A 23,966-nucleotide genomic window follows, 5' to 3' on the forward strand; every position below is an offset into this window, starting at 1 on the left:
GGCCTCCAGATAGAGAGACCGCAGGGGAATTGCAATCAGCGCGCGGTCAGCGTCGCGTCGGGCGGGCGAGGACCGCCCAGGCCAGTGCCAGCGGCGCGAGGTCGAGCAGCGCCAGCCAGGGCGCCTCATAGAGCTGCTCCACCGGATAGGGCGCGTGCCACAGGGCGAGGCCCGACAGCTCGCTCTGGCTGGAAAAGACGAGGATCGCGAAGGCGTTGTTGGCGAGATGCAGGCCCCAGGCGGTGCCGAGATTGCCGCTGCGCCGGGTCAGGTCGGCGGCGACGATGCCGAAGGCCAGCGCATAGCCCATGGCGAGCGGCGACATCAGCCCCATGCCCGGCGCGTAATGCGCTGCGGCGAAGAGCAGGGGCGGCAGCCCGAACCAGACCAAGGGCCAGCGCGGCAGCCGCGCCGCCAGCTGCTGCATGAGGAAGCCGCGGAACACCAGTTCCTCGGCCAGGGTCTGCACCGCGACCAGCGCCAGCGTCGCCGAAGAAGGCGGAGCCGTCCTCGCGCCGCATCCACATCGGCACGAAGCGCCCGCCCGTCCCGGCCCAGTCGATCGGCAGCGGCCCGCGTCCGGTCGGCTCGGCGACCCCGTCGAGATCGCCTGCCTCGAAAAGCGGGCTGCCCGCGACATCGGTGCCCCAGATATCGACCCCGGCCGAGGACATCGGCATCCGCATTCCCCCGGCCATCAGCTTGGCGGCCTGCGGGGCGGGCAGCCGCTTGCCGCGGAACACGCCGTTCAGGTCGCAATGTGCGGCCAGCAGAAAAGGCGGGCGGAGCGGCGAAGTCTCGATATGCTCGTGAGCAGTCATGCGGACGGTCCCATGCGGCGGTCGTGTGTTATAAAACATGGGTCACGTGGTATAACATGTGGAAGCATGATATAGCACCTGTGGGAGGTATCTTTGCCGGGTGATGGAAATATGAGCGACTACAAGCCGAACACGTCAGCAGATGTGCTGCATGCGAAGCTGAGGCAGCGAATCTGGGAGGGCCGGTTCCTGCCCGGAGACCGCGTTTCGATCCGCGCGCTGGCCCAGGAAGAGGGCGTCAGCGTGATTCCGGTACGCGACGCGGTTCGGCGGCTGGTGGCCGAGGGGGCGCTGTGCTTTGCCGACAGCCGCACCATCGAAGTGCCGCGGCTGAGCCTCGCAAACCACCGCGACATCCTCTTCGCCCGGATGCAGCTGGAACCGGAGACCGCCAGCCGCGCCTTTCCCGCCCTGTCGCAGAACGACCTCGACACGCTGGTCAGCCATGACATGGCCGTCAACCGCGCGATCGAGGCGGGCGATCTGGACGCCTACATGGCCGCGAATTTCGATTTCCATTTCCATATCTACCGCAAGGCGGGCACGCCGGTGCTGTTCCGCCTGATCGAGATCCTCTGGCTGCAATCGGGCCCGTCCATGCGCTACATCGCCGGGCAGTACCGTGCCCAGGAGATGGCCGCGGATTTCCACAAGGAAGCGACGGACGCGCTGACCCGGCGCGATTGCGACGGTTTCGCGGCTGCGCTGCGCAACGACATCGCGCAGGGCATGGACTTCATCCGCAACGCCGAAACCTCTCCTGAAGGGCATCCGGCGCCATGATCGCGGAGCGGGCCGGCCGGGCCGGCGGTCTCTCCCGCTGCAGTCCCGGTTCGAGGGATGCGCCGCCGGAGCCGAGACACCGCTGCCCCCGTCGCGAACCACTGCTGCCCATATCCGGGGTCAAGGCCCCGAGCGGCTGCGGCCGCGCGCCGGGGAGGGCGGAGCGGGGGCCGCCGGAGAGCCCCATCCGAGTTCCACCCCTTGAACCACACGTTTCATGGCGCTATTTTGCGTCAAGAACAGCGAGGTTTCTGCATGGACTTCCGGACCCTGACCGATGACGGCGCCTTCAGCCCCGATCTGATCTCGGAGGCATTGCGCACCAACCGTGCCGAGATTGCCGCCACGCTCGGCCTCGGCCGCGATGCCTTCAGCCGCAAGGAGCGCGTCCTGGCGGTCAAGACCCAGACCCGGCTGCGCGAAATGGTCGAAATCCTCAACCGCGTCGAGAGGCAGGCGGGCTCGCCGCTGGCCGCCTATGCCTGGTTCCGCTCCGAGCCGCTGCCGGGCTTCGGCGGCATGACCGCCGACCAGCTGGTCCGCGACGGCCATGCCGATTTCGTGCGCGCCCATCTCGACCGGGTGATGGCGGGCGGATTTGCATGACGGAGCTGCCCGGGCGCCGGTTCGCCGGACCCGTTTTCCGCGCCCACAATCCCGAATGGGCCTATGATCCGGCCTCGGGCGAAGGCGCGCGGCGCCATGGCGGCCGGTTCAACCGCAGGGGCAGGGCAGCGCTCTATTCGGCACTGTCTCCGCTGGGGGCCATCCGCGAGGCCAGCCCGCTGGGGCGGCCGATGGAGCCGGTGACGCTCTGCGAATATGCCGTCGACTGCGCCGGGGTCTTCGATGCCACCGATCCGCGGATGCTGGCGGCGGAGGGCGTGGCGCCGCCGGAGCTGGACTGTCCCGACTGGGAATTGCGCATGCTCCGGGGCGATCCGGTGCCGCCGCAGGACCTTGCCGAGCGGCTGGTGGCCCGCGGCTATGCGGCGCTGATGGTGCAGAGCTTCGCGCGCGGCGCCGGTCCCTCGGATGTCAACCTGGTGTTCTGGACATGGACAGGGCGGCCGCCGCACCAGGTCCGGGTCGTGGACAGCATCCAGCGCCTGCCGCGCGACCGGAGCTCCTGGCAGTAGCCGGCGTCTCATGGCCCGGAATTTGCATGGACCCCGGCAGGCATCCTCCCGCCTGCCGGACGCCGTCCCCAAGAGGGGCGGCGTCCGGACGGGCGTGCCGCTTCCGAAATGCCTCGCAAGGAAAAGCAGGATGCTCGATCTCCATAAACTCTCCGCCTACAAGATTCCCGATACCGAAATGACGGTGACCCGGCGGGACACGGTCCTCTACAACCTGTCGGTCGGGCTCGGCGCCGATCCGGTCGACGAGGCGCAGCTGCGGTTCCTGCGGCCCGGCGACCTCTCGGCGGTCCCCAGCATGGCGACGATGATCGCCATGCCCTACGCTTGGATCCGCAAGGCCGATGCCGGCTTCTCCGGCAAGAGCGTCCATGCCGGGATCCGCTTCCGCCTGCATGAGCCGCTGCCGCCCGAGGGCAGCTTCGTCTCGGTCAACGCGGTGGGCGAAATCCTCGACAAGGGGCCCGGCAAGGCGGCCATCGTCTCGAACGAGCGGCGCATCCACGACAAGGCAACGGGCCGGCTGCTGGTCTCGATCCGCTCCACCAACATGTTCCGCGGCGATGGCGGCTTCGGCGGTCCCGGCCAGCCGGCCGAGCCGCCGGTCGAGCTGCCCGACCGCAGCCCGGATGCCGTGCACGAGATGCCGACGCTGCCGCAGCAAGGGCTGCTCTACCAACTCAACGGCGACTGGAACCCGCTGCACAACGATCCGGAAACCGCCCGCAGCCAGGGATTTCCGCGTCCGATCCTGCACGGGCTGTGCACCTACGGGATCACCTGCCACGCCCTGCTGCGCCATCTGTGCGGCTACGACCCGGCGCGCATCCGGATGATGACGGCGAATTTCACCCGTCCGGTCTATCCCGGCGAGACCCTGGCCGTGCGCATCTGGCACGCGCCGGGCGGCGTCTTCTTCCAGACAGCCGTTCCGGCGCGCGGCGAGACGGTGCTCGACCGGGGCTTCGCCGAGATCGGCGGCTGAGACCGCGGGCCGCCGCTGCCGGATAATTCGGAGATTCCGCACAATCCCCGGAAACTCCGCATGATCGGTCCAATGTTGCGTTGGCAGGACCGGGCCCGGCGGCAAGGATGGTCCCAGGTGGTGCCGCAACCCCGCCCTTCCGCCGCCGCACAGCGCTGCGGCCGGAGGCGGGCACGGGCGCTCCGGAGCGTTTGGAGGAGCGTTTCCGGGGCGGACGGACCGGGCGGCACATGCCTGCGCGACGCCAGGGCGGACGGGAGATCCGCGGCGGTTGGGAGGAAAAAGTGCTGGACCGAAACTACCGTGATGCCGCCGCCGGCATCGTGATCGCGCTGATGGGCACGATGATCGCGGCGCATGCATATTTCAACCTCGAGATGGGAACGGCGCGGCGGATGGGGCCGGGCATGGTGCCCTTCTGGCTGGGTCTGCTGATGCTGGCGCTCGGTGCCGCCATCGGCCTCAAGGGCTGGCGCGAAAGCGGCGGGCGCGACCTGGCGCTGCCGGTCAGGCCGCTCGCCGTCGTGGGACTGGCCATCGCGGCGTTCGCGCTGGCCGTGCCGCATGTCGGCGTGCTGCCGGCAGTCTTCCTGCTGGCTTGCATCGCGACCGCCGCCGAACCCGGCATGCCCCTGCCGCGGCGGCTGATGCTGGCCGCCGGGCTCTCGGCCTTCTGCTATGTCGTCTTTTCGCTGCTGCTGCAGCTGACGCTGCCGATGATCGATTGGAGGCTCTGATGGACATGCTCGCGAATGTCGCCCTCGGCCTCGAGACCGCGCTGATGCCGGTCAACCTGGCCTACTGCCTGCTCGGCGTGTTCCTCGGCATCGTCGTCGGGGTCATCCCCGGCATCGGGGCGCTGGCCACCATGTCGATGCTGATCCCCATGACCTTCGTGATGGAGCCGGCCTCGGCGCTGATCATGCTGGCCGGGATCTACTACGGGAGCTGCTTCGGCTCCAGCGTGTCGGCCATCCTGATCAACATCCCCGGCGCGCCGCACAGCGCGGTCACCTGCCTGGACGGCAATCCGATGGCGCGCAGCGGCCGCGCCGGAGTGGCGCTGTTCATGGCCTCGATCGCCTCCTTCGCCGGCGGCTCGCTCGGGATCGTCGTGCTGATGGCCTTCGCACCGGCCCTGGGCAAGTTCGCCCTCCAGATCGGCCCGGCGGAGTATTTCTCGCTGGTGCTCCTCGGCATGGTCGCGTCTTCCGCGATCGGCTCGGGGTCGATGCTCAAGAGCCTCGCCATGGCGGCGGCCGGGATCTGGCTGGGGCTGATCGGCACCGACCCCAATACAGGCAGCTACCGCTACACTTTCGGCGCGCTCGAGCTGACCGGGGGCGTGCACCTGATCGCCCTGGCGATGGGCTTCTTCGGCGTCACCGAGGTGATCTGCTCGATCGGCCGCCTGTCGCTGAGCCATGTCACGCCGGGCAAGGTCAATTTCCGTTCGATGCTGCCGACGCGCGAGGACCTGCGCCGCTCGGCCGGGCCGATCCTGCGCGGCACCGGGCTCGGCGCGTTCTTCGGCGCGCTGCCGGGGACGGGACCGACGGTGGCCGCCTACATCTCCTACGCGGTGGAACTGCGGGTCACGAAGACCCGCGCGCGCTTCGGCAAGGGCGCCGTCGAGGGCGTCGTCGCGCCGGAGGCCGCCAACAATGCCGCCGACCAGACCTCGTTCATCCCGACACTGTCGCTGGGTATCCCGGGCAGCGCCACCATGGTGCTGCTGCTCGCGGCGCTGATCATCCAGGGGATCACCCCCGGGCCGACGCTGGTGGCCAACCATCCCGACATCTTCTGGGGCCTGGTCATGAGCTTCTGGGTCGGCAACATCCTGCTCGTGGTGATGAATATCGGCCTCATCGGCTTCTGGGTGCGGCTGCTGCTGATCCCCTACCGCTATCTCTATCCCGCGATCCTGATGTTCGTCTGCGTCGGCACCTATTCCATCGCCGCCTCGCCCTTCGACGTCTGGCTGATGCTGCTCTTCGGCGTGGCGGGCGCATTCATGCGGCTGGCCGGCCTGTCGCCGACCTCGCTGCTGCTCGGCTTCATCCTCGGGCCGATGCTCGAGGAGAACTTCCGCCGCGCCATGGTCATTTCGCGCGGGGATTTCGCCTATTTCGTCGAACAGCCGATCAGCGCCGCGATCCTCGCGGCCACCGCGATGATCGTCCTGTTCGGCGCCTGGAGTTCCGTCCGGTCGGCCCGCGCCCTGCGCACCGCCTGACGCCCCCCATGCGGCCGCCCGCCCGGAGGAGGGGCGGGGCCGTTCGAAGCCCGGGCGGAGATCCGGGCACATCCCGAAGGAGGAGAACCGACATGAACCGCAGAACCGCCTTGCTCGGCGCCGCGTCCGCGCTTGCCGCCATCGCCGCTCTCGCCGGCGCCGCCGCCGCGCAGGACGATGATTTCCCGCAGAAGCCGATCACGCTGATCGTGCCATCGGCCCCCGGCGGCTCGACCGACGTCACCGCGCGCAAGACCGCCGAGCTGATGGGCGAGCATCTCGGCGTGACCATCGTGGTCGAGAACCGGCCCGGCGGCGGCACGCTGATCGGATCGCGCCATGTCGCCCAGTCCGATCCCGACGGCTACACCCTGCTGGCCCAGTCGAGCGCGGTCAGCATGTTCCCCTTCACCTTCCGCGATCCCGGCGTGTCGCTGGACGACCTGCGGCCGATCGGCGTCATGCTGCGCCAGGCCAATGTCTTCTCGGTCGGCCAGGCCTCCGAATTCACCTCGATGGCCGATCTCATCGCGCATTCCGAGGCGCATCCCGAGGATCTGACCTTCGGAACCGGCGGTCCGGCCAGCCCGATCAGCTACACGGTCGAGATGTTCAAGCACGCCTCGGGCGCCAACCTGTCGCCGGTGCAGTACAAGGGCGCCGGCGACACCTTCCCCGACGTGATCGCCGGGCGGGTGACGATGGTCTCCTCGGGCTATTCGGGGCAGTCGGGATTCTACGAACAGGGCCAGCTGCGCCCGCTCGCCGTCTCGGGGCCCGAACGGATCGCCTCGCTGCCCGACGTGCCGACGCTGCGCGAGGTCGGCGTGCCGCTCGACGTCTCGGTCTGGCTCGGCATCTTCGCCGTGGCGGGCACGCCGGACCCGGTGGTCGCGAAGCTGTCCGGCGCGCTGCAATACGCGCTGGAAGACGAGGCGCGCCGCGCCGAGATCATCGAACAGGGCGGCGATCCGGCCTTCCTGGCGCCGGAGGAATTCGAGGCGCTGCTGGCCAGGGAGGCCGAGACCTTCCGCGAACTGGCGGACGTGACCGGGATCGAACCGCAGTAACCTCCCGCCGGGCGGCCGCGGCCTGCCGCCGCCCGGTCCCTGCGTCGCACATGGGCCACAGCGCGCAGGCCCGATTGCGGAGCGCAAGGACGCTCCGCCGTCCCCCACCGCAGAGCGCGCGGGGCGTTTCGGTCCTTCGGCCGCGAAGCGGCCCCCGCTGCCTGCCATGAGCGGAAAGGCGAGCGGAGCGCGTGCCATGGCAAGCGGCCCTGCCGCCATGCAGAGGCGCCGCCAGCCGCCGCGGCACCGGCGGAGCGGAGAGCCGGAGAACCAAAGCGGCTCCCCGGTCCGGATCAGAGCAGGAAACCGATCTCCTCGGGGTCCAATCCGCCTGCTCCGCGCAGCAGCACCGCGCCGCCGGACCCGGCGAGGCCGATCACCAGGTCATCGCCTTCGCGGACCACGTCAATCGCTGTCTCGCCGTCCAGGGCGAAGGCAGCCAGGTCCAGAAGGTCGGCCCCGGCGTCGAAATCCGTCACCGTGTCGCGGCCGCCGCCCGGAGCGAAGACGAAGACATCCGCGCCCCCGCCGCCGGTCAGCAGGTCGTCGCCGGCGCCGCCCGCCAGCGTATCCGCACCGAAGCCGCCGTCGAGGGATGCCCGAAACGACAAAGGCGGCCCGCAGGGGACCGCCGATGGCATCCGCAGGCAGGCTGCGGGAGGTAGTCACGGTCCGTCCCCGGAGCTCCGGGGGCGCGCCGTCTCAGCGGGCGGCGCGCAGTGCGGCAGCGTCGATCTCGTCGCGGCTCAGGCCGATGTCGCGCAGGGTCTCGTCCGAAAGGGCGGACAGGGCGCGGCGGGTCTTCTCGACGCGGGCAGCCTTGGCGAAGCCGGCGGCAAGGGATTCGTAGACGCGCAGGGTGTAGGACGGCTTGCGCGCTGCAAGGGTAGCGGTGGTCATGGCAATGCTCCGAAGGTTTTCACATCGCAGAAACGGCAATCATTCCTGCCTTCGGGATGCACATATGTTGCGCAGTTTGAAAACACCAATGCCGGATCGGCCAAGCGGGATTGCACCGGACGCATGGCCCTGCGGGATCAGCCGAAGCCCTGCGACGCCAGCCCCCAGACCTTGCCGGACACGGGCACCGCTCCGCGCTGCATGACAGTTCCCTCATGCTCCCGCAAGAGCCCGAGAGCAGCCAGATCGGCCCCCAGCCCGGCGCCGTCCGGCACGTCGATCCGCAGGTAGCCGCCCGCCGCCAGCGCCGCGCCCTGCCGGATCAGCACCGCCGCTTCGGCGCGGTCCACCCTGGGCCGCTTCGGCCCGGGCAGGACTCGACGACGAGGCCCGCCATCTCGAGGCCTCCGGCCCCACCCTCGCGCGGTTCCGCCGCTTCTGACCGGCATGGCCCAAGGCGATATCCACCGCACCCGCGACGGGCGCGACCTGATCTGCCGCGTGCAGACCGATCTTGGCGTCGACACGCCCTATGTGCTCTGCGCGCCGGTGCTGCCGCGGGCCGAATGGGGCGCGCTGGTGCCGAAGCTGCACATCCCCGTCCGCCTCGGCGGCGTGCCGCATGTCATCCTGATGTCGCAGATGGTCGCCATCCCCGCGCGCGAAATCGGCCCCGTCACCGGCAGTGCCGCCGCCTGGCGGGACGAGATCGTCGCGGCGGTGGACCTGCTGGTCTCGGGGTTCTGATCACGGCTCCGGAGCGCCTGCAGCGCCCGGCCCGCGATACCTGTTTGCGTCACGCCCGTAGCGGACGTGACGCACCCTCCCTCCGAATGCGGTGCCTGTGCGCGTTGCGGCCAGACGGCAGGAGCCGAGCCGACGCCCCAAGCGACGGGCGGGCCGCGCAGGAAAGCGGCAGTTCCCGGCCTGCGCCAACCGGATCGCATCGGAGCAAGGCCCACCGGCGCTCCGCCGGTGACAGGGTCTTGGCTGTGCGGGCGGACTTTGCTGGACACAGGGGATCGGGGGCGCCCTGTGACTCAAATGCAGCAGCCGGATGGCATGGGCAGTTCTCCGGAGACGACCGACAGGACCGCCGACCGGCAGTCCTGCAACCAGGCGCTGGGGCAGCCAAGCTCTCCGACGGTCCGGTTCGCGCGGCATTGTTGCCGAAGTCATCTCCGGGACGTGATGCCGGCCCCGCGTTGCCCGAACCCGAAGCCGTTCGGGGCGCGGGCCCCGACATCCCCGCCAATGCGCGATCGCCCGGCCGGAGCACACCGTCTGGGCGCGGCCAATCTCCGCCTTGCAGCCCTTTTTTCCGGCCGCCGTTCCGCGGCGGCCGCAGCAACGCCCCGCGCAGCCGGAAGGGATCGGACGAGGCCGGCGCACAAGCGACCGCGACCCATGGTGCGCGGATACCCCGGAGCACGGGTCGGGCCATCAGCCGCATTCCGGCGGTCAGGCCGGACGTGCAAGCCGGAACCATCGCGATCGGGCGAATCCGCATCGTGACCACGAACCGGAAGGCATCCGGACGGTGCGGCGTTCCTGCCCCCCTCGGGACCGCTGGTCCGGAGACCGTAGCCCCGCGTCGCACGGCCCGGCCATGGCGGCATCCCGAGAGCCGGGCCGGCCGGGACAACCGGAAACGGTGGGCCGCCAAAGCGCGGCCCGGCGGCTGGTCCGTCCAGCGGGTCAAGGGGGACCCGGCACCGTCAGCGGATCCTGCCCCGCAGGACACGGCCTTTGCCCGCCTCAGACCTGAGCCGTCCCGGTCCCGCCCGCCAGCGGACAGCACGGCGGCCTGACCCTGCTGCGATGTCCGGCCGCTCTGCGCGCCCGCAGACGCAATGACGGCGGATAAGTGTGATCTTAGGCCAAATTTCCGCCGGATGGTGACCGGCGCATCAATGTCCGGTAACCTACGTCTCTCCCTGACTGTTGACGCAGGTCAGGGACAGGCCGACCATCCGGAGCGAGACTGCCCGGCGGGGGAGCGCTACATGGCGGCAGCAGGCGACATCATCCGGACCGCGGGGCTGGGCAAGACCTACCGCAGCGGCGCGCTGGAAGTGCAGGCGCTGCGCAGCGTCGATTTCGCGGCCTCCCCCGGCGAGTTCACCGTGATCCTCGGCCCCTCCGGCTCGGGCAAGTCGACCTTCCTCAACATCCTCGGCGGGCTCGACACCGCCACCTCCGGCCAGGTCTGGTTCCGCGGCCAGGAGCTGACCCGGCTCTCGGAGCGCGGCCTGACCCGCTACCGCCGCGACTATGTCGGCTTCGTCTTCCAGTTCTACAACCTCGTCCCCAGCCTGACTGCGCTCGAGAACGTGGCGCTGGTCACCGAGATCGCCCGCGATCCGATGCGCCCCGAAGAGGCGCTGGATCTCGTCGGCCTCGCCGCGCGCCGCGACCACTTCCCCGCCCAGCTGTCGGGCGGCGAGCAGCAGCGCGTCGCCATTGCCCGCGCCATCGCCAAGCGCCCCGACCTGCTGTTCTGCGACGAGCCGACCGGCGCGCTCGACAGCGCCACCGGCATCCGCGTGCTCGAGGCGCTGACCGAGGTCAACAGCGCGACCGGCGCGACCACGCGGCGCGTGCCGGGGACCCCATGCCCGCCCGCGTTTCTCGGGCCCGGGCGCGGACGGGGCGGCACCGCCTCCGCATCGCATGGCCCCGCCGACCCGGCCGAAGGGCAAGAAAATGTGAATGTATTTCAGCAAGTTGCATAAAGTTGACCGCCCAATCGGCAGACGCCGTTCCTGCCGAAAGGGTCATTGAAATGAGTGACTTCCACGAACGCGTTGCGCAGCTCTCCAGCCGCTCCAAGCTCGCCGGGCGGCAGGCCCTGAGGGAAGAGGCCACCAAGACCCCGGTCATCCTTCCCTTCCTGCAGGCGCTCGGCTTCGACGTGTTCAACCTTGACGAGGTCATCCCGGAATTCATCGCGGATGTCGGCACCAAGAAGGGCGAGAAGGTCGATTTCGCCGTCAAGATCGACGGAAAGATCGCCATGCTCGTCGAATGCAAGCCGGTGAACGCAAAGCTGGGCGACATCCAATTCAACCAGCTCTTCCGATATTTCTCGGTGACCGAGGCAAGGCTGGCGATCCTGACGAACGGGCGCGAGGCCTGGTTCTTCTCCGACACGGACGAACCGAACAAGATGGACGCGCGGCCGTTCTTCAAGTTCGATTTCCAGAATTTCGACAAGCCGCAGGTCGAGGAACTGGCCCGGTTCCAGAAGCCGAATTTCGCCATCGACGCCATCGTCGAGGCCGCGTCGAACCTGAAATACACCCGGGCGGCGGCAAACTACCTCAGGAAGCAGCTCGACGATCCCGATGACGATTTCATCAAGCTGGCCGGGCGCCAGATCCACGAGGGCTCGATCACCCGCAACGTCGCGGAACAGCTGAAGCCTGCCGTGCAGGCAGCGCTCGACGAGGTCATCCGCGACCGGATCCAGGACAAGCTCGGCGTGACCTTCAGCGGCGAGAAGAAGGCTGCCCCCGAACCCGAACCCGCCCCGCAGGAACCAGCCGCGGAGGACGATGACGGCATCGTCACCACCGAAGACGAGATTTCCGGCCATCTGATCGTGCGGGCCATCGCCGCGCGCCTCGTGCCGGTCGAGCGCATCGCCATCCGCGACGCCCGCAGCTACTGCGCCATCCTGATGGACAACAACAACCGCAAGCCGATCTGCCGCCTCTATTTCAACTCGGCAACCACCCGCCATGTCGGCATCTTCGACCCGGAAAAGACCGAGGCGAAGCACAAGGTGGCAGGCCCCGAGGACCTCTACCGCTTCGCCGACCAGCTGGAGGACGTCATCCGGGCCTATGCCTGAGCAGGCTGCGGAGGCGCCCCGCCGGATGCGGCCGGCCGGGCGCCAGGGGACGCCCGCCGCCCGGCCCCCTCAAACGTCGAGTTCCTCGACGAAGCGGGCGTTCTCCTGGATGTACTGGAAGCGCAGCTCGGGCTTCTTGCCCATCAGCTGCTCGACCAGGATGCCGGTCTCGCCCGGTTCGTCCTCGTCGATCGACACCCGGATCAGCTTGCGCGAGCCGGGATCCATCGTCGTTTCCTTCAGGTCCTTGGCGTCCATCTCGCCCAGGCCCTTGAAGCGCGACACGTCGATCTTGCCCTTGCCGCCGAGGCCTTTCGCCAGCCACTCGTCGCGCTCCGCCTCGTCGAGGCAGTAGACGCGCTTCGCGCCCTGGGTCAGCCGGAACAGCGGCGGGCAGGCGAGATACAGGTGGCCATGGTCGATCAGCGGCCGCATCTGCGAGAAGAAGAAGGTCATCAGCAGCGAGGCGATATGCGCGCCGTCGACATCGGCGTCGGTCATGATGATGACCTTGTCGTAGCGCAGGTCGTCGATGCTGAAGCGCGAGCCCATGCCGACGCCGAGCGCCTGGCAGAGATCCGAGATCTCCTGGTTCGCCGACATCTTCGAGCTGGCCGCGCCGAGCACGTTGAGGATCTTGCCGCGCAGGGGCAGCAGCGCCTGGGTCTTGCGGTCGCGGCCCATCTTGGCCGAACCGCCTGCCGAGTCGCCCTCGACGATGAACAGTTCCGTGCCGTCGCGCTGGGATTGCGAGCAGTCGACCAGCTTGCCCGGCAGGCGCAGCTTCTTGGTGGCCGATTTCCGCGCGGTCTCCTTTTCCTGGCGGCGGCGCAGCCGCTCTTCGGCGCGCAGGATCAGGAAATCGAGAATCGCGCCCGCGGATTTGGTGTCGCCCGCCAGCCAGCTGTCGAAGCGGTCGCGCACCGCGCCCTCGACTAGCCGCGCGGCCTCGGTCGTGGCCAGCCGGTCCTTGGTCTGGCCGACGAATTCCGGTTCGCGGATGAAGCACGAGACCAGCGCGCAGCCGCCGGTCATCAGGTCCTCGCGGGTGATCGAGGCGGCCTTCTTCTGGCCCGCCAGCTCGCCGTAGCTCTTCAGCCCCTTGAGGATCGCCGCCCAGAAGCCGGTCTCGTGGGTGCCGCCCTCGGGGGTCGGCACGGTGTTGCAGTAGGACTGGATGAAGCCGTCGCGCGACGGCGTCCAGTTGATCGCCCATTCGACCGAGCCCGGCACGCCGAACTTCTCCTGGAACTCGACCTTGCCCGCGAAGGGCCGGTCGGCATAGGTCGAGGCGCTGCCCAGCGTCTCGGCCAGGAAGTCGGCGAGGCCGTTGGGGAAGTGGAACACCGCCTCCTTCGGGGTCTCGCCGTCGTCGATCGCGGTCTTCCAGCGGATTTCGACGCCCGAGAACAGATAGGCCTTCGAGCGCACCATCTTGAACAGCCGCGCCGGCTTGAAGCGCTTGTCGCCGAAGATCTCGGCATCGGCATGGAAGGTCACCGAGGTGCCGCGGCGGTTCGGCGCCTGGCCGACCTTCTGCACCGGGCCCTGCGGGATGCCGCGGGCGAATTCCTGCGCATAGAGCTCGCGGTTGCGGGCCACCTCGACGCGCATGAAATCCGACAGCGCGTTGACCACCGAGGCGCCGACGCCGTGCAGGCCGCCCGAGGTCTGGTAGGCCTTGCCCGAGAACTTGCCGCCCGCATGCAGCGTGCAGAGGATCACCTCCAGCGCCGATTTGCCGGGGAATTTCGGGTGCGGATCGATCGGGATGCCGCGGCCGTTGTCGCGGATCGTCACGGAATAGTCGGCCTGCAGCTCGACTTCGATGCGGTTGGCGTGGCCCGCCACCGCCTCGTCCATCGAGTTGTCCAGCACCTCGGCGACCAGATGGTGCAGCGCCCGTTCGTCGGTGCCGCCGATATACATGCCGGGGCGCTTGCGGACAGGCTCCAGCCCTTCGAGCACCTCGATGGAGGAGGCGTCATAGGTATCGGTCTGGGTCGCGGAGAGGAGATCGTCGGCCATCGGTTGCCCCTAGGTCTTGTAGTTCGACGGTCAGGATAGGCTAATTGGGGGGGAGGGAAAAGGGGCCGCATTCCGCGGATGCAACCGAGTTCCGCAGATGCCGGTTTGGCAGGCGATTCCGTTGCGGAAAGGCCGGTCAGGCGGCAGGGCTGCGCAGCCGGATCACCGCCGCGGCGCCCAGCATGGCGCAGAGCGCGCCGGTCACGCCGGTCCAGCCGCCCTGCCCCCAGGCCATTTCAGGCGCGGATCGACACCGCGGCCCTGGCTGCAGGCCCTGATCGGGAGGCGCCCGGCAAATGTGGCCCCGGTGGCCGTCGCGCACAAGACGGCGCGGGCGCTCCGGGCCATGATCCGGCGCGAAGAGGCCTGCAGGCCTCCGGCGGCATTCATGGCCGCCGCCTGACTGGGATCAGCGCCGCCCGCATGGCGGCGCTGGCTTGCGAGGGAAACATGCGATGATGGCAGACCCGGGCAAAAGCGGGTCCGCAAAGGTCCCTGGAACGATGCGGGCCTGCATGAGATCGTCCATCTGACTGGCCGCCGAACCGCGGAAACCGTCAAGGCCGGCGGCGGCAACGCCGCGCAAACAGGCCGGATGCACGACGGCAAGCACCGGCATCCCCATTGTCACGGACATCCCTTGCAAGGACGAGATGGTCCATGCGCGCCGTTCTGCCCGAACAGGACGGTGCCGGTGAGGCGCATGATCGAGGCGCCATCCGGGAGCGAGGCCATGGCTGCCACCGGTCCGGGGGACTGCCCGAACGCCGGCGGCGTCCGCCCGGCGCTTCACCTCCCTGTTGAGGCGTCCGATCGGCTTGGCGCTGCGAAGCTTGGTGCGGTGCTGCCGTGGAGCTCGCGCCGCCGGGCCCGAACCGACGGCGCCGCGATGGCGCCGGTCCGGCACCGCCACGGCAGGATCAGCCCGGTCCGGATCGGTGCCTGGCAGACGGAAGCGCGTCCGCGGGTCCCGGCAAGCGCCGGTGCCGCATCGCCGCATTCCCGCCGGACATGGGGTCTCCGGGCCGGTGGGCCGCCGCGGCAATCCGCATGAGGTCACGCCGGTCCGCACTAGCGGATGGGCGGACCGCACAGGCCGGGCGCTTCATGAAGACGCTGCAGGCGGCGGATGCCCGGCTGATGATACTTGGAGGATTGCCGGAACGGCATGGCGTGTTGCTCGGGCGATTGCCGCTGCGGACAGCCGCCCGGACGATCCGGAGTGCAAGGCAGGGCGACCCTTGTGCGCAGCGGCCTGGTCCGAAAGAGGCCTCTTGCCGCGATCTTCGCGCAGCGTGACAGGACGGCCGGGCAGGGGCCCGGAGGGTGCGCAGGCCCCAGCCGCACCCGGCGGTTGTGGACATGGCGGCGGCGGGAGCCGTTTTTCGATCCCGTCGCGGCGCCGGCATGTCCGGCGCGGTCGCGATGACGGCGCCTCGCCACGCCCCTGACGGGTGACGGCCGCGATCGGTCCGTGCGGCGTTGAAACGGGATGGCTGGCATCGAATGCGCTCCGCCAGCGCGCGGGCGACTGAACCGCCGGGCACTTCCGGAGCGGAAATCGGCGGACAACATCCGATGACAGGCACCGGTAACAGGGCAGCGGTTTTCGGTCACGCCGAAGAAGAGCCGCGGGCGTCCTTTGACGGCATCGGGGCGGAGCAATGTCGCGTGATCCTCCGGCGCCGGCGGATAGCGTCCGTCAAGCAGCGCCTTCGCTGCAGCTTCCGCCAGGAAACGAGGCGCCGGGCTTGCAGACGGATGGCCAGACTTGGTCCCTCGTTTCAAGGCTGGCCGTGCGAACGCATTGCACCGTTCGGGGCGGCCAGGGTGTCGACCTGCGTCCGGGGGCCTTTCCCTGCGGTGCCCCGATGCCGACCAGTCCTGCTTGAGCTGCAACACCTCCGGCTGCTCGCCCGCCGCGCCGCATTCTTGGGGATGTCTGCGCCCGCGCGCCGCCGCTGTGGAGTGCATCCCGTGCTGCGCAAAGAGCGTTCTTTGCCTGCGATCGGCATGCCCGCCGGGCAAACGGTCAAGCGTGCGGCCGCCGAGACGGGCGTCTTGCCCGTTGCCTCTGGATCGGCAGTTGTACCCGCTGATGTCCGGGACTGCGTCTTTTGTCCCTGCCGATGAGGGCAAGCCCGTGGAAGTTGCAGACCGGAGGTTCCTGGAACGGCGCGTCCCCAGCCGACACTTGCCGCCCGACCGCCTGTCGCAGGCCGGAACCGTTTTGGGCGCTGCTTCGGCAGGCGCTCGTCTCGCTTAATCTCTGCGGGGGGACGCATTCCGGCCCGTGCATCGGCGGGAAACCGTCCGCAGCGAAGCAGTGCTGGGTTGTCTGCAAGGCGGTGGGGGTGTCCCGCTTCCTTGATGTGCCCCTCGGCTGCCGTGTGCGGGGGCGTTTGCCCCAGGCGGGCCGGTTCTTGCGGCGATGAGGGAGCTAGGGCCGCGCCGATTTCTCCGGAAGTCCGTGTGCCGTCGATGCACAGCCCGGTTTTGGCTTTCCGGCCCCTGACGCTGTCGCCGCGTCCGGCCGCCAGCGCCCGGCCTTGGGCGCGGCTGCGCCGGTGCCGACCTGGCAATCCGGCCGAGACACCCGGAGCAGAAACGGCATCCCGGACGCCCGGATCGGCTGCAGCCTCCGTCCGAGCCGGATTTCGGCCATTGCAGAGGCTTCCTCGGGCGTGTGCTGTTCCATGGCCACTGCGTCTGGGGCCGGCCCCGAATTGCCCTCAACTCCGCCCTTGGCGGAGACGGGACATCTGGGGCAGCCCGTCCGCCGGCCGCGCTGCCGGTCCCGGGACGGGGGAACTGCGGGGAATGCGCCGGGACCATGCCCCGCCCGTGCTTCGGCCGCGCGATCGCCTGATGCCGCTCCGGGCTGCCGGTGGCGCTCGCCCTGGGCGGCCAGCGCCTGGGCCCGGGTCGAGGAAAAGACCAGCTTGCCCACCGCCGCGCCGGGGCTGGCGGCGATGCCCCCGGCCAGCACGCGGCGCTCGGCCTCGGGATTGACCTGCCAATGCATCAGCTCGTTGAGCGAGCGCGGCGGCACGCGCAGGAGCGCCTCGTCGCGGGTGATGATCCGGTCCTGCGCCAGCCCGACGACGATTTCGACATTGGCGCGGGCGGTGCGGCGGACCCGGACGGCATCGATCACGCAGAGCGTGCTTTCCTGGATGACGAACTCGATCTGCATCTCCTCGCGCAGCTTGGCGCGGGCCAATTCGCCGAGGCCGACCAGCTGGTCGAAGATTTCGGGGGCGAGTTCCTCCAGCGACGGACCGCGCGGGTCGCGTGTCAGGTAGATCGCGGCATGTTTCAGCGCCAGTGCATCGCGGCCCTGGCTCTGGCTCATGTAGCGGCCGGTGATCTGCGCCTTGCCGGTGGTGGAATTGATGAACTGCATCACCCCCGAGCCGCTCTCGTCCTTGCCGACGCCGAGCGCCATGCGCTGGACAACGAGGCCGAGCCCGGCATTCTCCGGTGCGCCGCGCGCCTTGCGCAGCAACCGCGCCGAGGTGCCTTCCCAGGCCCGCGCCATCGAGCGCAGCACGCCTGCGAGCTGTTCGGCCGGCTCCTCCGGGAAGGGCTCGTCGGTCTCCATCTCGTAGATCCGCAGCGCCTCGGCCACGTCGGAGCGCGCCGGGCGCTGCACCGGCGGGAAGAGATCGGCATCGAGATGGGCGACCTGCACGGCATAGGTATGGATGAAGCGCAGGTAGATGGCATTGGCGGCATCCTCGCCGCGGCGCTGCACCATCACGGCATGGCGGCGCTCGTTCATGCCGATATTGAGGATCGCGCCCGGCCCGCCCCAGTCGGCGCCCTCGGCGGAGGGGCGCACCGAGACCAGCGGCGTCTCGCCGAAGAAATCGAGGATCGCCTCGACATCGGTCATCTTGCCCTGCGCGATATGGCGGACGGTCTCGAAGCTGAGCGCGACGGTCGTGAGCACCGGCATGTCGAGCCGGACCAGGCGCTGCAGGCATTTCGCGCGGCCGCCATGCTGGTCCACCGTGATCGTCGCCGTCTTGGTGATCTCGGTGAAGGCCTTGAAGGTCAGGTGTTTCAGCAAGGGCCCGGTCTCCTCCGTCGCGTCCCGGCCCGGAGGCTACACCGCGGCCGGGCGGAGGCCAAGCGCTGCGAAGGTCCCGGGCACAACATGGCCGGACCCGGCCGCCGCCGTGCCGGAATCCCGGAGGGCGCGCGGTCCGCCCCCGGCAGCGCGCCGATCGGAAAAGACATGCGGTCTTACCTTTCGGGCTCATGGCGAGCACATTCCCGACATGCGCAAAGCCCAGACCTTTTGGCGGCAGGCCGCAGACCAAGTCATCGGCGCGCTGGATGTTCAGGACCCAATGCCTGCCCTTCGGCCGCTCCGCCTTCTTGAACGCGCGGATCCGCTGCGTCAGCGGCGAGGCGAAACCGATCGTCGGCCCCACAGGGACGCCCCCACGATCTGCGCCGACGCTGCCCCCAGCGAGTGGCCGATGATCAGCTTGGGCGGCTCCGGCATGCCGGACACGGACGCATGGACCGTCTGCGCATGCTTGAGGAAGCCCGCATGCCATGCATGTTTTCCGCTGTCTCCCGTCGCGGCCTGTCGGACGCCCCTGTCGTCGGCATCCATGTTGATGCCAAGCCAGTCATGGACCTCGTTCGATCCATCGATCAGACGCGAGCCGCCGGACGTCGCTGCCGCCTGGACCCCATTGCTGTCCGGCCGTGCGACGATCTGGCCGTCTGCCCTGCCTCACGGACAGGCCGGCCAGAGCCCCTTGCCGCGGCCGGAGCCTGAAGCCCGCCCCGCCTTGCCACGTCCCGAAGTCCCTGCGCAATCACATGAGGCAAGGATTGCAGAAGGATGACCTTCTGCGGGACAAGGCTTCGCCTGCCCGTCCCGGCTCAGCCCGCCTGGCTCATCCCCATGCTGGCAAGCACCGCCTGGGCGCGGTCTTCCTCGACATAGAGCTTGTCGCAATAGGGGCATTCGACATAGCCGCGGTCGGGGTCGAGCGTCAGCCAGACGCGGGGATGTCCCAATGCGCCCTCGCCGCCGTCGCAGGCCACGCGATGGGCCGAAGTGATCTGGAACTCGGGCGGTCTGATGGCCATGGGGTGCACTCCTCCTGCTTGCCGGGGCGCGCCGATGCGCTTAGGTCGGGGTTACGGGAACGGTCCCTGCCGGGCAAGCGGTCCCTTCAGCTATACTAGAGGCCAGGATGTCACAGAACGCAATCGAGATCGAAGGACTGCGCAAGACCTACGCTGCGCAGAAGGGACAGCCGGCCAAGGAAGCCCTCAAAGGCGTCGATCTGAAAATCCCGCAAGGGTCCATCTTCGGCCTGCTCGGCCCCAACGGCGCCGGAAAATCGACGATGATCAACATCCTCGCCGGGCTGGTCAACAAGACTGCCGGGACGGTGCGGATCTGGGGCTTCGACCAGGACGTGAACCCGCGCCAGTCGCGCGCCTCGATCGGGGTCATGCCGCAGGAGCTGAACATGGACCCGTTCTTCTCGGCCCGCGGCGCGCTCGACGTGCAGGCCGGGCTCTACGGGGTGCCGCGCAGCCAGCGCCGGACCGACGAGATCCTCGAGCTGATCGGCCTGACCGACAAGGCGGACGCCTATTCGCGCACGCTTTCCGGCGGCATGCGGCGGCGGCTGCTGCTGGGCAAGGCGCTGGTCCATGCCCCGCATGTGCTGGTGCTCGACGAGCCGACCGCGGGCGTCGACATCGAACTGCGCCAGATGCTGTGGCGCAACGTGCGGCGCCTCAACGAGCAGGGCATGACCATCATCCTGACCACGCATTACCTGGAAGAGGCCCAGGACATGTGCGGCGAGATCGCGATCATCAACCAGGGCGAGCTGATCGTGCAGGACACCACGCCGAACCTGCTGGGCCGCCTCGATGCCAAGACGCTGGTGATCGAGCCCGAAGAGGCGCCCGCGGCCCTGCCCGCCATCGACGGCGTCGAGGTCACCACCCGCCCCGGCGGCGCCATCGCCTTCGACTACCGCCGCAGCCGCACCGCCCCGGGCGCGATCCTCGAAGCGGTGCGCAATGCGGGCATCCATATCCGCGACGTCCGCACCGAAGAGGCCGATCTGGAGGACGTGTTCCTCGCCCTCACCCGCAAGCCTGCCGCGGCCTGAGCCCCGGCCTTGCGCAACACCGTGCCGCACCGGAAGGGCTTTGGCTTTCGGCGGTACTGTTCCACGATCGTGGCATTGGCGCTTCCTTGCCTCCGGAAGCCGGTTTCCGGAAAGGAGCTCTGCGTGCCACGATTCCCGGAGATGTTTTCCCGCTCGCATGGCCGCGACATGCGGCATGGCCGAAGCCGATACGCTGGATTTCAAGTCCTCCTTCCGGGACAGTGCCTCGCCCGCCACAGTGGATCCGCGGCAGGAGCTGATCCATGTCGAGGGGGTCGTCCACGGGCGCCAGGACAATGCCGCCGGCCCCGCCGTCGGCGTGGAAATCACCTACAGCTCGGGCAGCCATGGCGTCGGCACCTATGACTTCGGCAGCTCCGGCGACCCCAGGTTCAACATCTGGACAGTCGCTGACGGCGCCGTGACGCGCGCCAATGCCGTGTCCTGGGGCCAGGACAACACATCGCCGGACGTGACATGCTGCACCTTGGGGGGCGCGACCTTCAACCTCAGCACGTCCCTGATCGCCGGCGCACTGACCGGCTCCCCGCGGAGCGTCGTTTTCAGCATGCGCTGCCAGGCAACCTTCACGCCGCTTGCGGAAGTGCCGCTGCCAAGGGCTGTCCTGGCGCTGGCAGCGGCACTCCGCATGCTGGGCGCCCCGTGCAGCCGGCGCGCGTTCCGCAGCCGCGTGGGCCTTGCCGGACCCTGATCTGCCCCAGAGGCCCCCGGAGCTAAATTGAACCGAAATTGAACTTGCCTGGCGCGCCATGGCAGGGGAGAGTTCCGGCACCCTCCGCAGGAGGCAAAGACCTCTATCCAAAGGACATTTCGATGAAGATGACACTCCCCCTGGCGGTTGCCGGGGTCGTTGCCCTGTGCGGCGGCGCCGCCCAGGCGACCACCTATACCTTCGGCTTCAGCTTCCTTGACGCGCTGACCGGCAACCAGGTCGAGGGCACGATCTATGGCCTGCGCGAGCACACCCATACCACGGTCGTGGATGCGACGCGGATCGAGGTGACGTTGAACTCAGGCGGCTACGGCCTCGGAACCTATACCGCCGGCGGCATCGAAAACCTGTGGATCGTCAGCGGCGGCCAAGTTGCCGCAGCCGATTTCAGGTCACATGGTCCGGACGGAACCGGCGCGGACGCCGGCTGCTGTTCCCTGATGTTCTGGACCACCTCGCATGACGGCATCTATGCCGGGCTGTCCGACGATGGCGATTACCACATCAGCCCCGCCTCCAAGGTGACCTTCACCCAGCTTTCCGCGACGCCGGTTCCGCTGCCTGCGGCCGGGCTGGCCCTGCCTGCCGCGATCGGCGCGCTGGCCATCACCCGCGCGCGCCGCCGCAAGGCCCGCGCGGCGTGAGCGCCCGCTAGAGTCCCTGGAAGGGAAACGGCGCGGCCGGGACGAAGTCTCCGGCCGCGTTGCCCGAGAAGGTGCGGTCCTGCTCCGGGCCGAGCTCGAGCCGCATCACTTGGCCGGTCTCCGCCGAGAAATCCAGATCGCCGAGCCGCACCCAGAAGGTGTTCGGCGTGCGGGCGCTCTCGAAGAAATAGAGCCCGCGCTTGTGGTCGACCACGGTGCGCCAGCGGGTGGAGCTGATCTCGGGCCGCTCGGGCGTGGCAATGCCGAGCGGCACCGAGACGTTGCGGATCACGCCGAAGACGCTGGCCAGCGCGCGGTCGGGATCGGTGTCCTGCGGGATCGCGTTGACGTAGAAGGACGCCCGGGCGAAGCGGTCCGCGGCCCGCGAGGTGCCGGGCAGCATCGCCGTGCCGCCGATCTCCTGCCAATAGGCGTCGAGCGCCAGCTGCCGGTCATAGCTCGGGGAATTGGTCATCACCTGGAACTCGCGGCCGTGATGGATGACCAGCTTGCCGCCGAGATACTCGAAGATCGCGCTGTCGCCGGACGCATCCGACAGCGACAGGTGCAGCGTCGTCAGCCGGTCCTGCCCCGGCACCGTGTCGGTGACGATGGTGAAGGGCTCCTGCTCCAGCGCCGCGACCGCCTCGGCCACGGTGGCGAAATTGTCGAGCGCATACTGCGCCCAGGCGGCGATGGTCAGGCCGGGCTTCGAGTCCTCGCCGAATTCCGGATACTCGGATTCCGCCAGCCACAGCAGGTTCGCCGCCAGCCCGGCCTCGTTCACCCCGTCGGTGGTCGACACGTCATAGCCCGTCGCCACGACCGAGCCGTATTTCGCGGTCCAGCGGATCGAGTTCGGCCCGGCCTCGCCCGAGCGCTCCATGCCGCGCGGCAGGATGTAGAGATTGGTCAGGATCTGGTCGCTCCAGTCCATCGAGCGTGCCGTGATCACCGTATCGCCGGCACCGAGATAGACCAGCCGCGTGCAGGCATCGGCCAGCGTGGCGCCGAGCGCCAGCGCGGCGGTGCAGGCCATCAGGGGGAAGCGGCGGAAAGAAAATGGGCGCGTCATCGGGAAACCTCCTGTCGCGCCGCCGGACGTCGCGGCGGCGCTTCCGGCTCCGATCATGGCGCGCAGGCAGCCGCAGGCCACCGGACCCGCAGCCGCAGGGCGCTCACATCCGCGTGAGCGCCGGGCGCGTCATTCGGCCAGGATGCGCCCCAGCGGGCGGCCCGCCACCAGATGCACATGCATGTGCGGCACTTCCTGGATCGCGTCCGGCCCGGCATTGGAGATCAGCCGAAAGCCGGTGCCGTCCTTGCCGGGCTGCACGCCGAGCTCCGCCGCGATCTTGCCGACGGTGCGGGTGAAATCGACGATCTCGGCCTCCGAGGCCTCCAGCGCGAAATGGTCATAGGTCGCGTAGGCGCCCTTCGGGATGACCAGCACGTGATGCGGCGCCTGCGGCGCGATGTCGGAGAAGGCCAGCGTGTGCTCGGTCTCCATCACCGTCTTGTTCGGGATCTCGCCGCGCAGGATCTTCGCGAAGATGTTCTGGTCGTCATAGGGATAGCTCATCGCGGCTCATTCTCCGGTCAGGTCAGGATCTGCGCACAGGTCTGTCGCGAGCTCCAGGGGGATGTCAAGCGCGCGGGCCATGGCGACCGCTGCGGCGCCCTGCCCCGTGCCGGGCAGGACCGGCGCGCACCCCAACCGCTACCCCCCCCCGGTCTTGCGGCGCGCCAGCCGAAGCTGGCCGCCGCCGCCGCACCGGCCAACAAGATGGCACGCGTCCGGAGGCTCTCCCGGACCATGGGGTCCGGGTGCTCGCTCCTGGCCATGGCGGGCGATCCGCGGGGGGCTGGCGGCACGGGGTTGGAAGATCAAGCCAGGAGAATTCAGGCCCGGGGCCGGAGCGCCTGCGGCTCTCTGACCCGGCCTTCCGGCCCGTGGCGCCATCGGAGGCCGCGCCAAGAGGCCGAGCGCATGTCCGCTCGAAGCCCCCGCCGCCGATCCGAAGATTGCGGCTGCCAAACAGGGGGCTGCCAAACACGCACGGGGTGCTTGGCACGGCCCGCAAGAACGGCACATCCTCCGGAAGAGGGTTGGAGGGGCGGACGGGCCGCATCCTCCTCCGCGACTGCAACCCAGGCCTGCCTGACCATCAAGCTCCCCTTCAGCCAGCAGATCCGCAGGGCATGTCTTGTTCCGCCGCCAGTCCGGGCAAGCCGCGAGGCATGCTGCGGAGTTGCTTGCCCGGACTGGCGGCGGGCGGGGAGAGCGCTGAGGCTGCCGCCCCTCTCGGCAAATAGCTCCGCAACCGCCTTCCAAGTCAGCGGATGGCGGTGCAGCGGTGCAACATCATCCCTGTCGCCCCGCCGCAAGGCACGGCACCCGAGACCGGAATCGCCGGACCCCTGGCGCGCGACGGACGCCTGCGGACATCAAGCCAACTCGGCCGGGCGCTCTGGCGAGACCGGAACGGCGATCCCCGTGGTGCAAGATCGAGATAGGAGCTGCATCGTGAAAACCTCCTCCGGATCTTGCCTCGGATGTCTGGACGAACCGGGCTGTCCCGCCTCCCGGTCTGTTGCGGCGTCCTG

The 23,966-nt window shown here is 69.2% G+C and carries 22 protein-coding genes and 1 pseudogene; 13 read left to right on the forward strand and 10 right to left on the reverse strand.

From position 1 onward, the window contains the following. Positions 1 to 46: 46 nt before the first annotated feature. Complete coding sequence (locus tag C7T91_RS13800; protein ID WP_108259746.1) at positions 47 to 640, reverse strand: CPBP family intramembrane glutamic endopeptidase; 594 nt, start codon at positions 638 to 640, stop codon at positions 47 to 49. 292 nt (positions 641 to 932) lie between these two features. On the opposite strand from C7T91_RS13800, the gene C7T91_RS13805 reads away from it, so the two are divergent. The 7 genes from C7T91_RS13805 (at position 933) to C7T91_RS13835 (ending at position 7,037) form a co-directional block, all read left to right on the forward strand. Next, on the forward strand, positions 933 to 1,604 hold the full coding sequence (locus C7T91_RS13805) for a GntR family transcriptional regulator (RefSeq protein ID WP_108259747.1): 672 nt from the start codon (positions 933 to 935) through the stop codon (positions 1,602 to 1,604). Between the two features lie 255 nt (positions 1,605 to 1,859). After that, positions 1,860 to 2,210: an antitoxin Xre/MbcA/ParS toxin-binding domain-containing protein gene (locus tag C7T91_RS13810; protein WP_108259748.1), complete on the forward strand. Its 351-nt coding sequence runs from the start codon at positions 1,860 to 1,862 to the stop codon at positions 2,208 to 2,210. Then, a complete protein-coding gene (locus C7T91_RS13815; protein ID WP_108259749.1) occupies positions 2,207 to 2,743 on the forward strand; it encodes an RES family NAD+ phosphorylase in 537 nt (178 codons plus the stop codon). The genes C7T91_RS13810 and C7T91_RS13815 overlap by 4 nt, the downstream gene beginning before the upstream one ends. A 130-nt stretch (positions 2,744 to 2,873) precedes the next feature. Beyond that, positions 2,874 to 3,728, forward strand: coding sequence for a MaoC family dehydratase (locus tag C7T91_RS13820; protein WP_161555893.1), 855 nt, complete (start codon positions 2,874 to 2,876; stop codon positions 3,726 to 3,728). Positions 3,729 to 4,012: 284 nt separating this feature from the next. Next, the gene (locus C7T91_RS13825) at positions 4,013 to 4,465 is read left to right on the forward strand and encodes a tripartite tricarboxylate transporter TctB family protein (protein ID WP_161555894.1); all 453 of its coding nucleotides are present in this window, start codon (positions 4,013 to 4,015) and stop codon (positions 4,463 to 4,465) included. Beyond that, positions 4,465 to 5,967, forward strand: a complete 1,503-nt coding sequence (locus C7T91_RS13830; RefSeq protein WP_108259752.1) for a tripartite tricarboxylate transporter permease — start codon at positions 4,465 to 4,467, stop codon at positions 5,965 to 5,967. The genes C7T91_RS13825 and C7T91_RS13830 overlap by 1 nt, the downstream gene beginning before the upstream one ends. Before the next feature lie 92 nt (positions 5,968 to 6,059). After that, complete coding sequence (locus C7T91_RS13835; protein ID WP_161555895.1) at positions 6,060 to 7,037, forward strand: Bug family tripartite tricarboxylate transporter substrate binding protein; 978 nt, start codon at positions 6,060 to 6,062, stop codon at positions 7,035 to 7,037. Positions 7,038 to 7,330: 293 nt separating this feature from the next. On the opposite strand, the gene C7T91_RS37890 is transcribed toward C7T91_RS13835, so the two are convergent. The 3 genes from C7T91_RS37890 to C7T91_RS13850 all read right to left on the reverse strand — a co-directional run bounded on the left by C7T91_RS37890 (position 7,331) and on the right by C7T91_RS13850 (position 8,287). Next, on the reverse strand, positions 7,331 to 7,648 hold the full coding sequence (locus C7T91_RS37890) for a M10 family metallopeptidase C-terminal domain-containing protein (RefSeq protein ID WP_108259754.1): 318 nt from the start codon (positions 7,646 to 7,648) through the stop codon (positions 7,331 to 7,333). A gap of 91 nt (positions 7,649 to 7,739) precedes the next feature. Further along, on the reverse strand, positions 7,740 to 7,937 hold the full coding sequence (locus tag C7T91_RS13845; RefSeq protein WP_108259755.1) for a DUF1127 domain-containing protein: 198 nt from the start codon (positions 7,935 to 7,937) through the stop codon (positions 7,740 to 7,742). Positions 7,938 to 8,074: 137 nt separating this feature from the next. Further along, a complete protein-coding gene (locus tag C7T91_RS13850) occupies positions 8,075 to 8,287 on the reverse strand; it encodes a hypothetical protein (RefSeq protein WP_108259756.1) in 213 nt (70 codons plus the stop codon). A gap of 97 nt (positions 8,288 to 8,384) precedes the next feature. Here C7T91_RS13850 and C7T91_RS13855 point away from each other — a divergent pair, with 97 nt between their 5' ends. From C7T91_RS13855 to C7T91_RS13865, 3 genes are all read left to right on the forward strand, one after another. Then, positions 8,385 to 8,684 (forward strand): CcdB family protein, encoded by a 300-nt coding sequence (locus tag C7T91_RS13855; protein WP_108259757.1) that lies wholly within the window; start codon positions 8,385 to 8,387, stop codon positions 8,682 to 8,684. A gap of 1,259 nt (positions 8,685 to 9,943) precedes the next feature. Further along, positions 9,944 to 10,672: an ABC transporter ATP-binding protein gene (locus C7T91_RS13860; protein WP_108259758.1), complete on the forward strand. Its 729-nt coding sequence runs from the start codon at positions 9,944 to 9,946 to the stop codon at positions 10,670 to 10,672. A 50-nt stretch (positions 10,673 to 10,722) separates the two neighbouring features. Further along, positions 10,723 to 11,793, forward strand: a complete 1,071-nt coding sequence (locus C7T91_RS13865; RefSeq protein ID WP_108259759.1) for a type I restriction endonuclease — start codon at positions 10,723 to 10,725, stop codon at positions 11,791 to 11,793. Positions 11,794 to 11,862: 69 nt separating this feature from the next. Here C7T91_RS13865 and parE read toward each other — a convergent pair whose 3' ends face one another. From parE to C7T91_RS13895, 4 genes and pseudogenes are all read right to left on the reverse strand, one after another. After that, entirely contained in the window at positions 11,863 to 13,821 is a 1,959-nt protein-coding gene (parE, locus tag C7T91_RS13870) for a DNA topoisomerase IV subunit B (protein ID WP_108259760.1), read from the reverse strand. Positions 13,822 to 14,490: 669 nt separating this feature from the next. Beyond that, a pseudogene (locus C7T91_RS35715) lies at positions 14,491 to 14,674 on the reverse strand (hypothetical protein); the annotation flags it as partial. A gap of 1,587 nt (positions 14,675 to 16,261) precedes the next feature. After that, positions 16,262 to 17,896: a hypothetical protein gene (locus tag C7T91_RS13885; protein ID WP_108259762.1), complete on the reverse strand. Its 1,635-nt coding sequence runs from the start codon at positions 17,894 to 17,896 to the stop codon at positions 16,262 to 16,264. Between the two features lie 830 nt (positions 17,897 to 18,726). After that, entirely contained in the window at positions 18,727 to 18,936 is a 210-nt protein-coding gene (locus C7T91_RS13895) for a zinc-finger domain-containing protein (RefSeq protein ID WP_108259764.1), read from the reverse strand. A gap of 107 nt (positions 18,937 to 19,043) precedes the next feature. Here C7T91_RS13895 and C7T91_RS13900 point away from each other — a divergent pair, with 107 nt between their 5' ends. From C7T91_RS13900 to C7T91_RS13910, 3 genes are all read left to right on the forward strand, one after another. After that, a complete protein-coding gene (locus C7T91_RS13900) occupies positions 19,044 to 19,982 on the forward strand; it encodes an ABC transporter ATP-binding protein (protein WP_108259765.1) in 939 nt (312 codons plus the stop codon). Between the two features lie 175 nt (positions 19,983 to 20,157). Continuing rightward, a complete protein-coding gene (locus C7T91_RS13905; protein WP_108259766.1) occupies positions 20,158 to 20,694 on the forward strand; it encodes a hypothetical protein in 537 nt (178 codons plus the stop codon). A gap of 122 nt (positions 20,695 to 20,816) precedes the next feature. Continuing rightward, positions 20,817 to 21,359, forward strand: a complete 543-nt coding sequence (locus C7T91_RS13910) for a hypothetical protein (protein WP_108259767.1) — start codon at positions 20,817 to 20,819, stop codon at positions 21,357 to 21,359. A 7-nt stretch (positions 21,360 to 21,366) separates the two neighbouring features. On the opposite strand, the gene C7T91_RS13915 is transcribed toward C7T91_RS13910, so the two are convergent. Together C7T91_RS13915 and C7T91_RS13920 are read right to left on the reverse strand one after the other, a co-directional pair. Next, positions 21,367 to 22,434 carry a linear amide C-N hydrolase gene (locus C7T91_RS13915; RefSeq protein ID WP_108259768.1) on the reverse strand — a complete coding sequence of 356 codons (1,068 nt, stop codon included), beginning with the start codon at positions 22,432 to 22,434 and terminating at the stop codon, positions 21,367 to 21,369. 129 nt (positions 22,435 to 22,563) lie between these two features. After that, positions 22,564 to 22,941, reverse strand: a complete 378-nt coding sequence (locus C7T91_RS13920) for an HIT domain-containing protein (protein ID WP_108259769.1) — start codon at positions 22,939 to 22,941, stop codon at positions 22,564 to 22,566. Between the last annotated feature and the right edge of the window lie 1,025 nt (positions 22,942 to 23,966).

The organism is Mangrovicoccus ximenensis, from assembly GCF_003056725.1.
Taxonomy (GTDB): domain Bacteria; phylum Pseudomonadota; class Alphaproteobacteria; order Rhodobacterales; family Rhodobacteraceae; genus Mangrovicoccus; species Mangrovicoccus ximenensis.

Bases quoted from the DNA above. Each gene is read 5' to 3' on its own strand.
- C7T91_RS13895 (WP_108259764.1), bottom strand. From the start codon at position 18,936: ATGGCCATCAGACCGCCCGAGTTCCAGATCACTTCGGCCCATCGCGTG.
- C7T91_RS13815 (WP_108259749.1), top strand. From the start codon at position 2,207: ATGACGGAGCTGCCCGGGCGCCGGTTCGCCGGACCCGTTTTCCGCGCC.
- C7T91_RS13820 (WP_161555893.1), top strand. From the start codon at position 2,874: ATGCTCGATCTCCATAAACTCTCCGCCTACAAGATTCCCGATACCGAA.
- C7T91_RS13855 (WP_108259757.1), top strand. From the start codon at position 8,385: ATGGCCCAAGGCGATATCCACCGCACCCGCGACGGGCGCGACCTGATC.
- C7T91_RS13900 (WP_108259765.1), top strand. From the start codon at position 19,044: ATGTCACAGAACGCAATCGAGATCGAAGGACTGCGCAAGACCTACGCT.
- C7T91_RS13860 (WP_108259758.1), top strand. From the start codon at position 9,944: ATGGCGGCAGCAGGCGACATCATCCGGACCGCGGGGCTGGGCAAGACC.
- C7T91_RS13835 (WP_161555895.1), top strand. From the start codon at position 6,060: ATGAACCGCAGAACCGCCTTGCTCGGCGCCGCGTCCGCGCTTGCCGCC.
- C7T91_RS13915 (WP_108259768.1), bottom strand. From the start codon at position 22,434: ATGACGCGCCCATTTTCTTTCCGCCGCTTCCCCCTGATGGCCTGCACC.
- C7T91_RS13905 (WP_108259766.1), top strand. From the start codon at position 20,158: ATGGCCGAAGCCGATACGCTGGATTTCAAGTCCTCCTTCCGGGACAGT.
- C7T91_RS13920 (WP_108259769.1), bottom strand. From the start codon at position 22,941: ATGAGCTATCCCTATGACGACCAGAACATCTTCGCGAAGATCCTGCGC.
- parE (WP_108259760.1), bottom strand. From the start codon at position 13,821: ATGGCCGACGATCTCCTCTCCGCGACCCAGACCGATACCTATGACGCC.
- C7T91_RS13805 (WP_108259747.1), top strand. From the start codon at position 933: ATGAGCGACTACAAGCCGAACACGTCAGCAGATGTGCTGCATGCGAAG.
- C7T91_RS13910 (WP_108259767.1), top strand. From the start codon at position 20,817: ATGAAGATGACACTCCCCCTGGCGGTTGCCGGGGTCGTTGCCCTGTGC.
- C7T91_RS13845 (WP_108259755.1), bottom strand. From the start codon at position 7,937: ATGACCACCGCTACCCTTGCAGCGCGCAAGCCGTCCTACACCCTGCGC.
- C7T91_RS13865 (WP_108259759.1), top strand. From the start codon at position 10,723: ATGAGTGACTTCCACGAACGCGTTGCGCAGCTCTCCAGCCGCTCCAAG.
- C7T91_RS13830 (WP_108259752.1), top strand. From the start codon at position 4,465: ATGGACATGCTCGCGAATGTCGCCCTCGGCCTCGAGACCGCGCTGATG.
- C7T91_RS13810 (WP_108259748.1), top strand. From the start codon at position 1,860: ATGGACTTCCGGACCCTGACCGATGACGGCGCCTTCAGCCCCGATCTG.
- C7T91_RS13800 (WP_108259746.1), bottom strand. From the start codon at position 640: ATGTCGCGGGCAGCCCGCTTTTCGAGGCAGGCGATCTCGACGGGGTCG.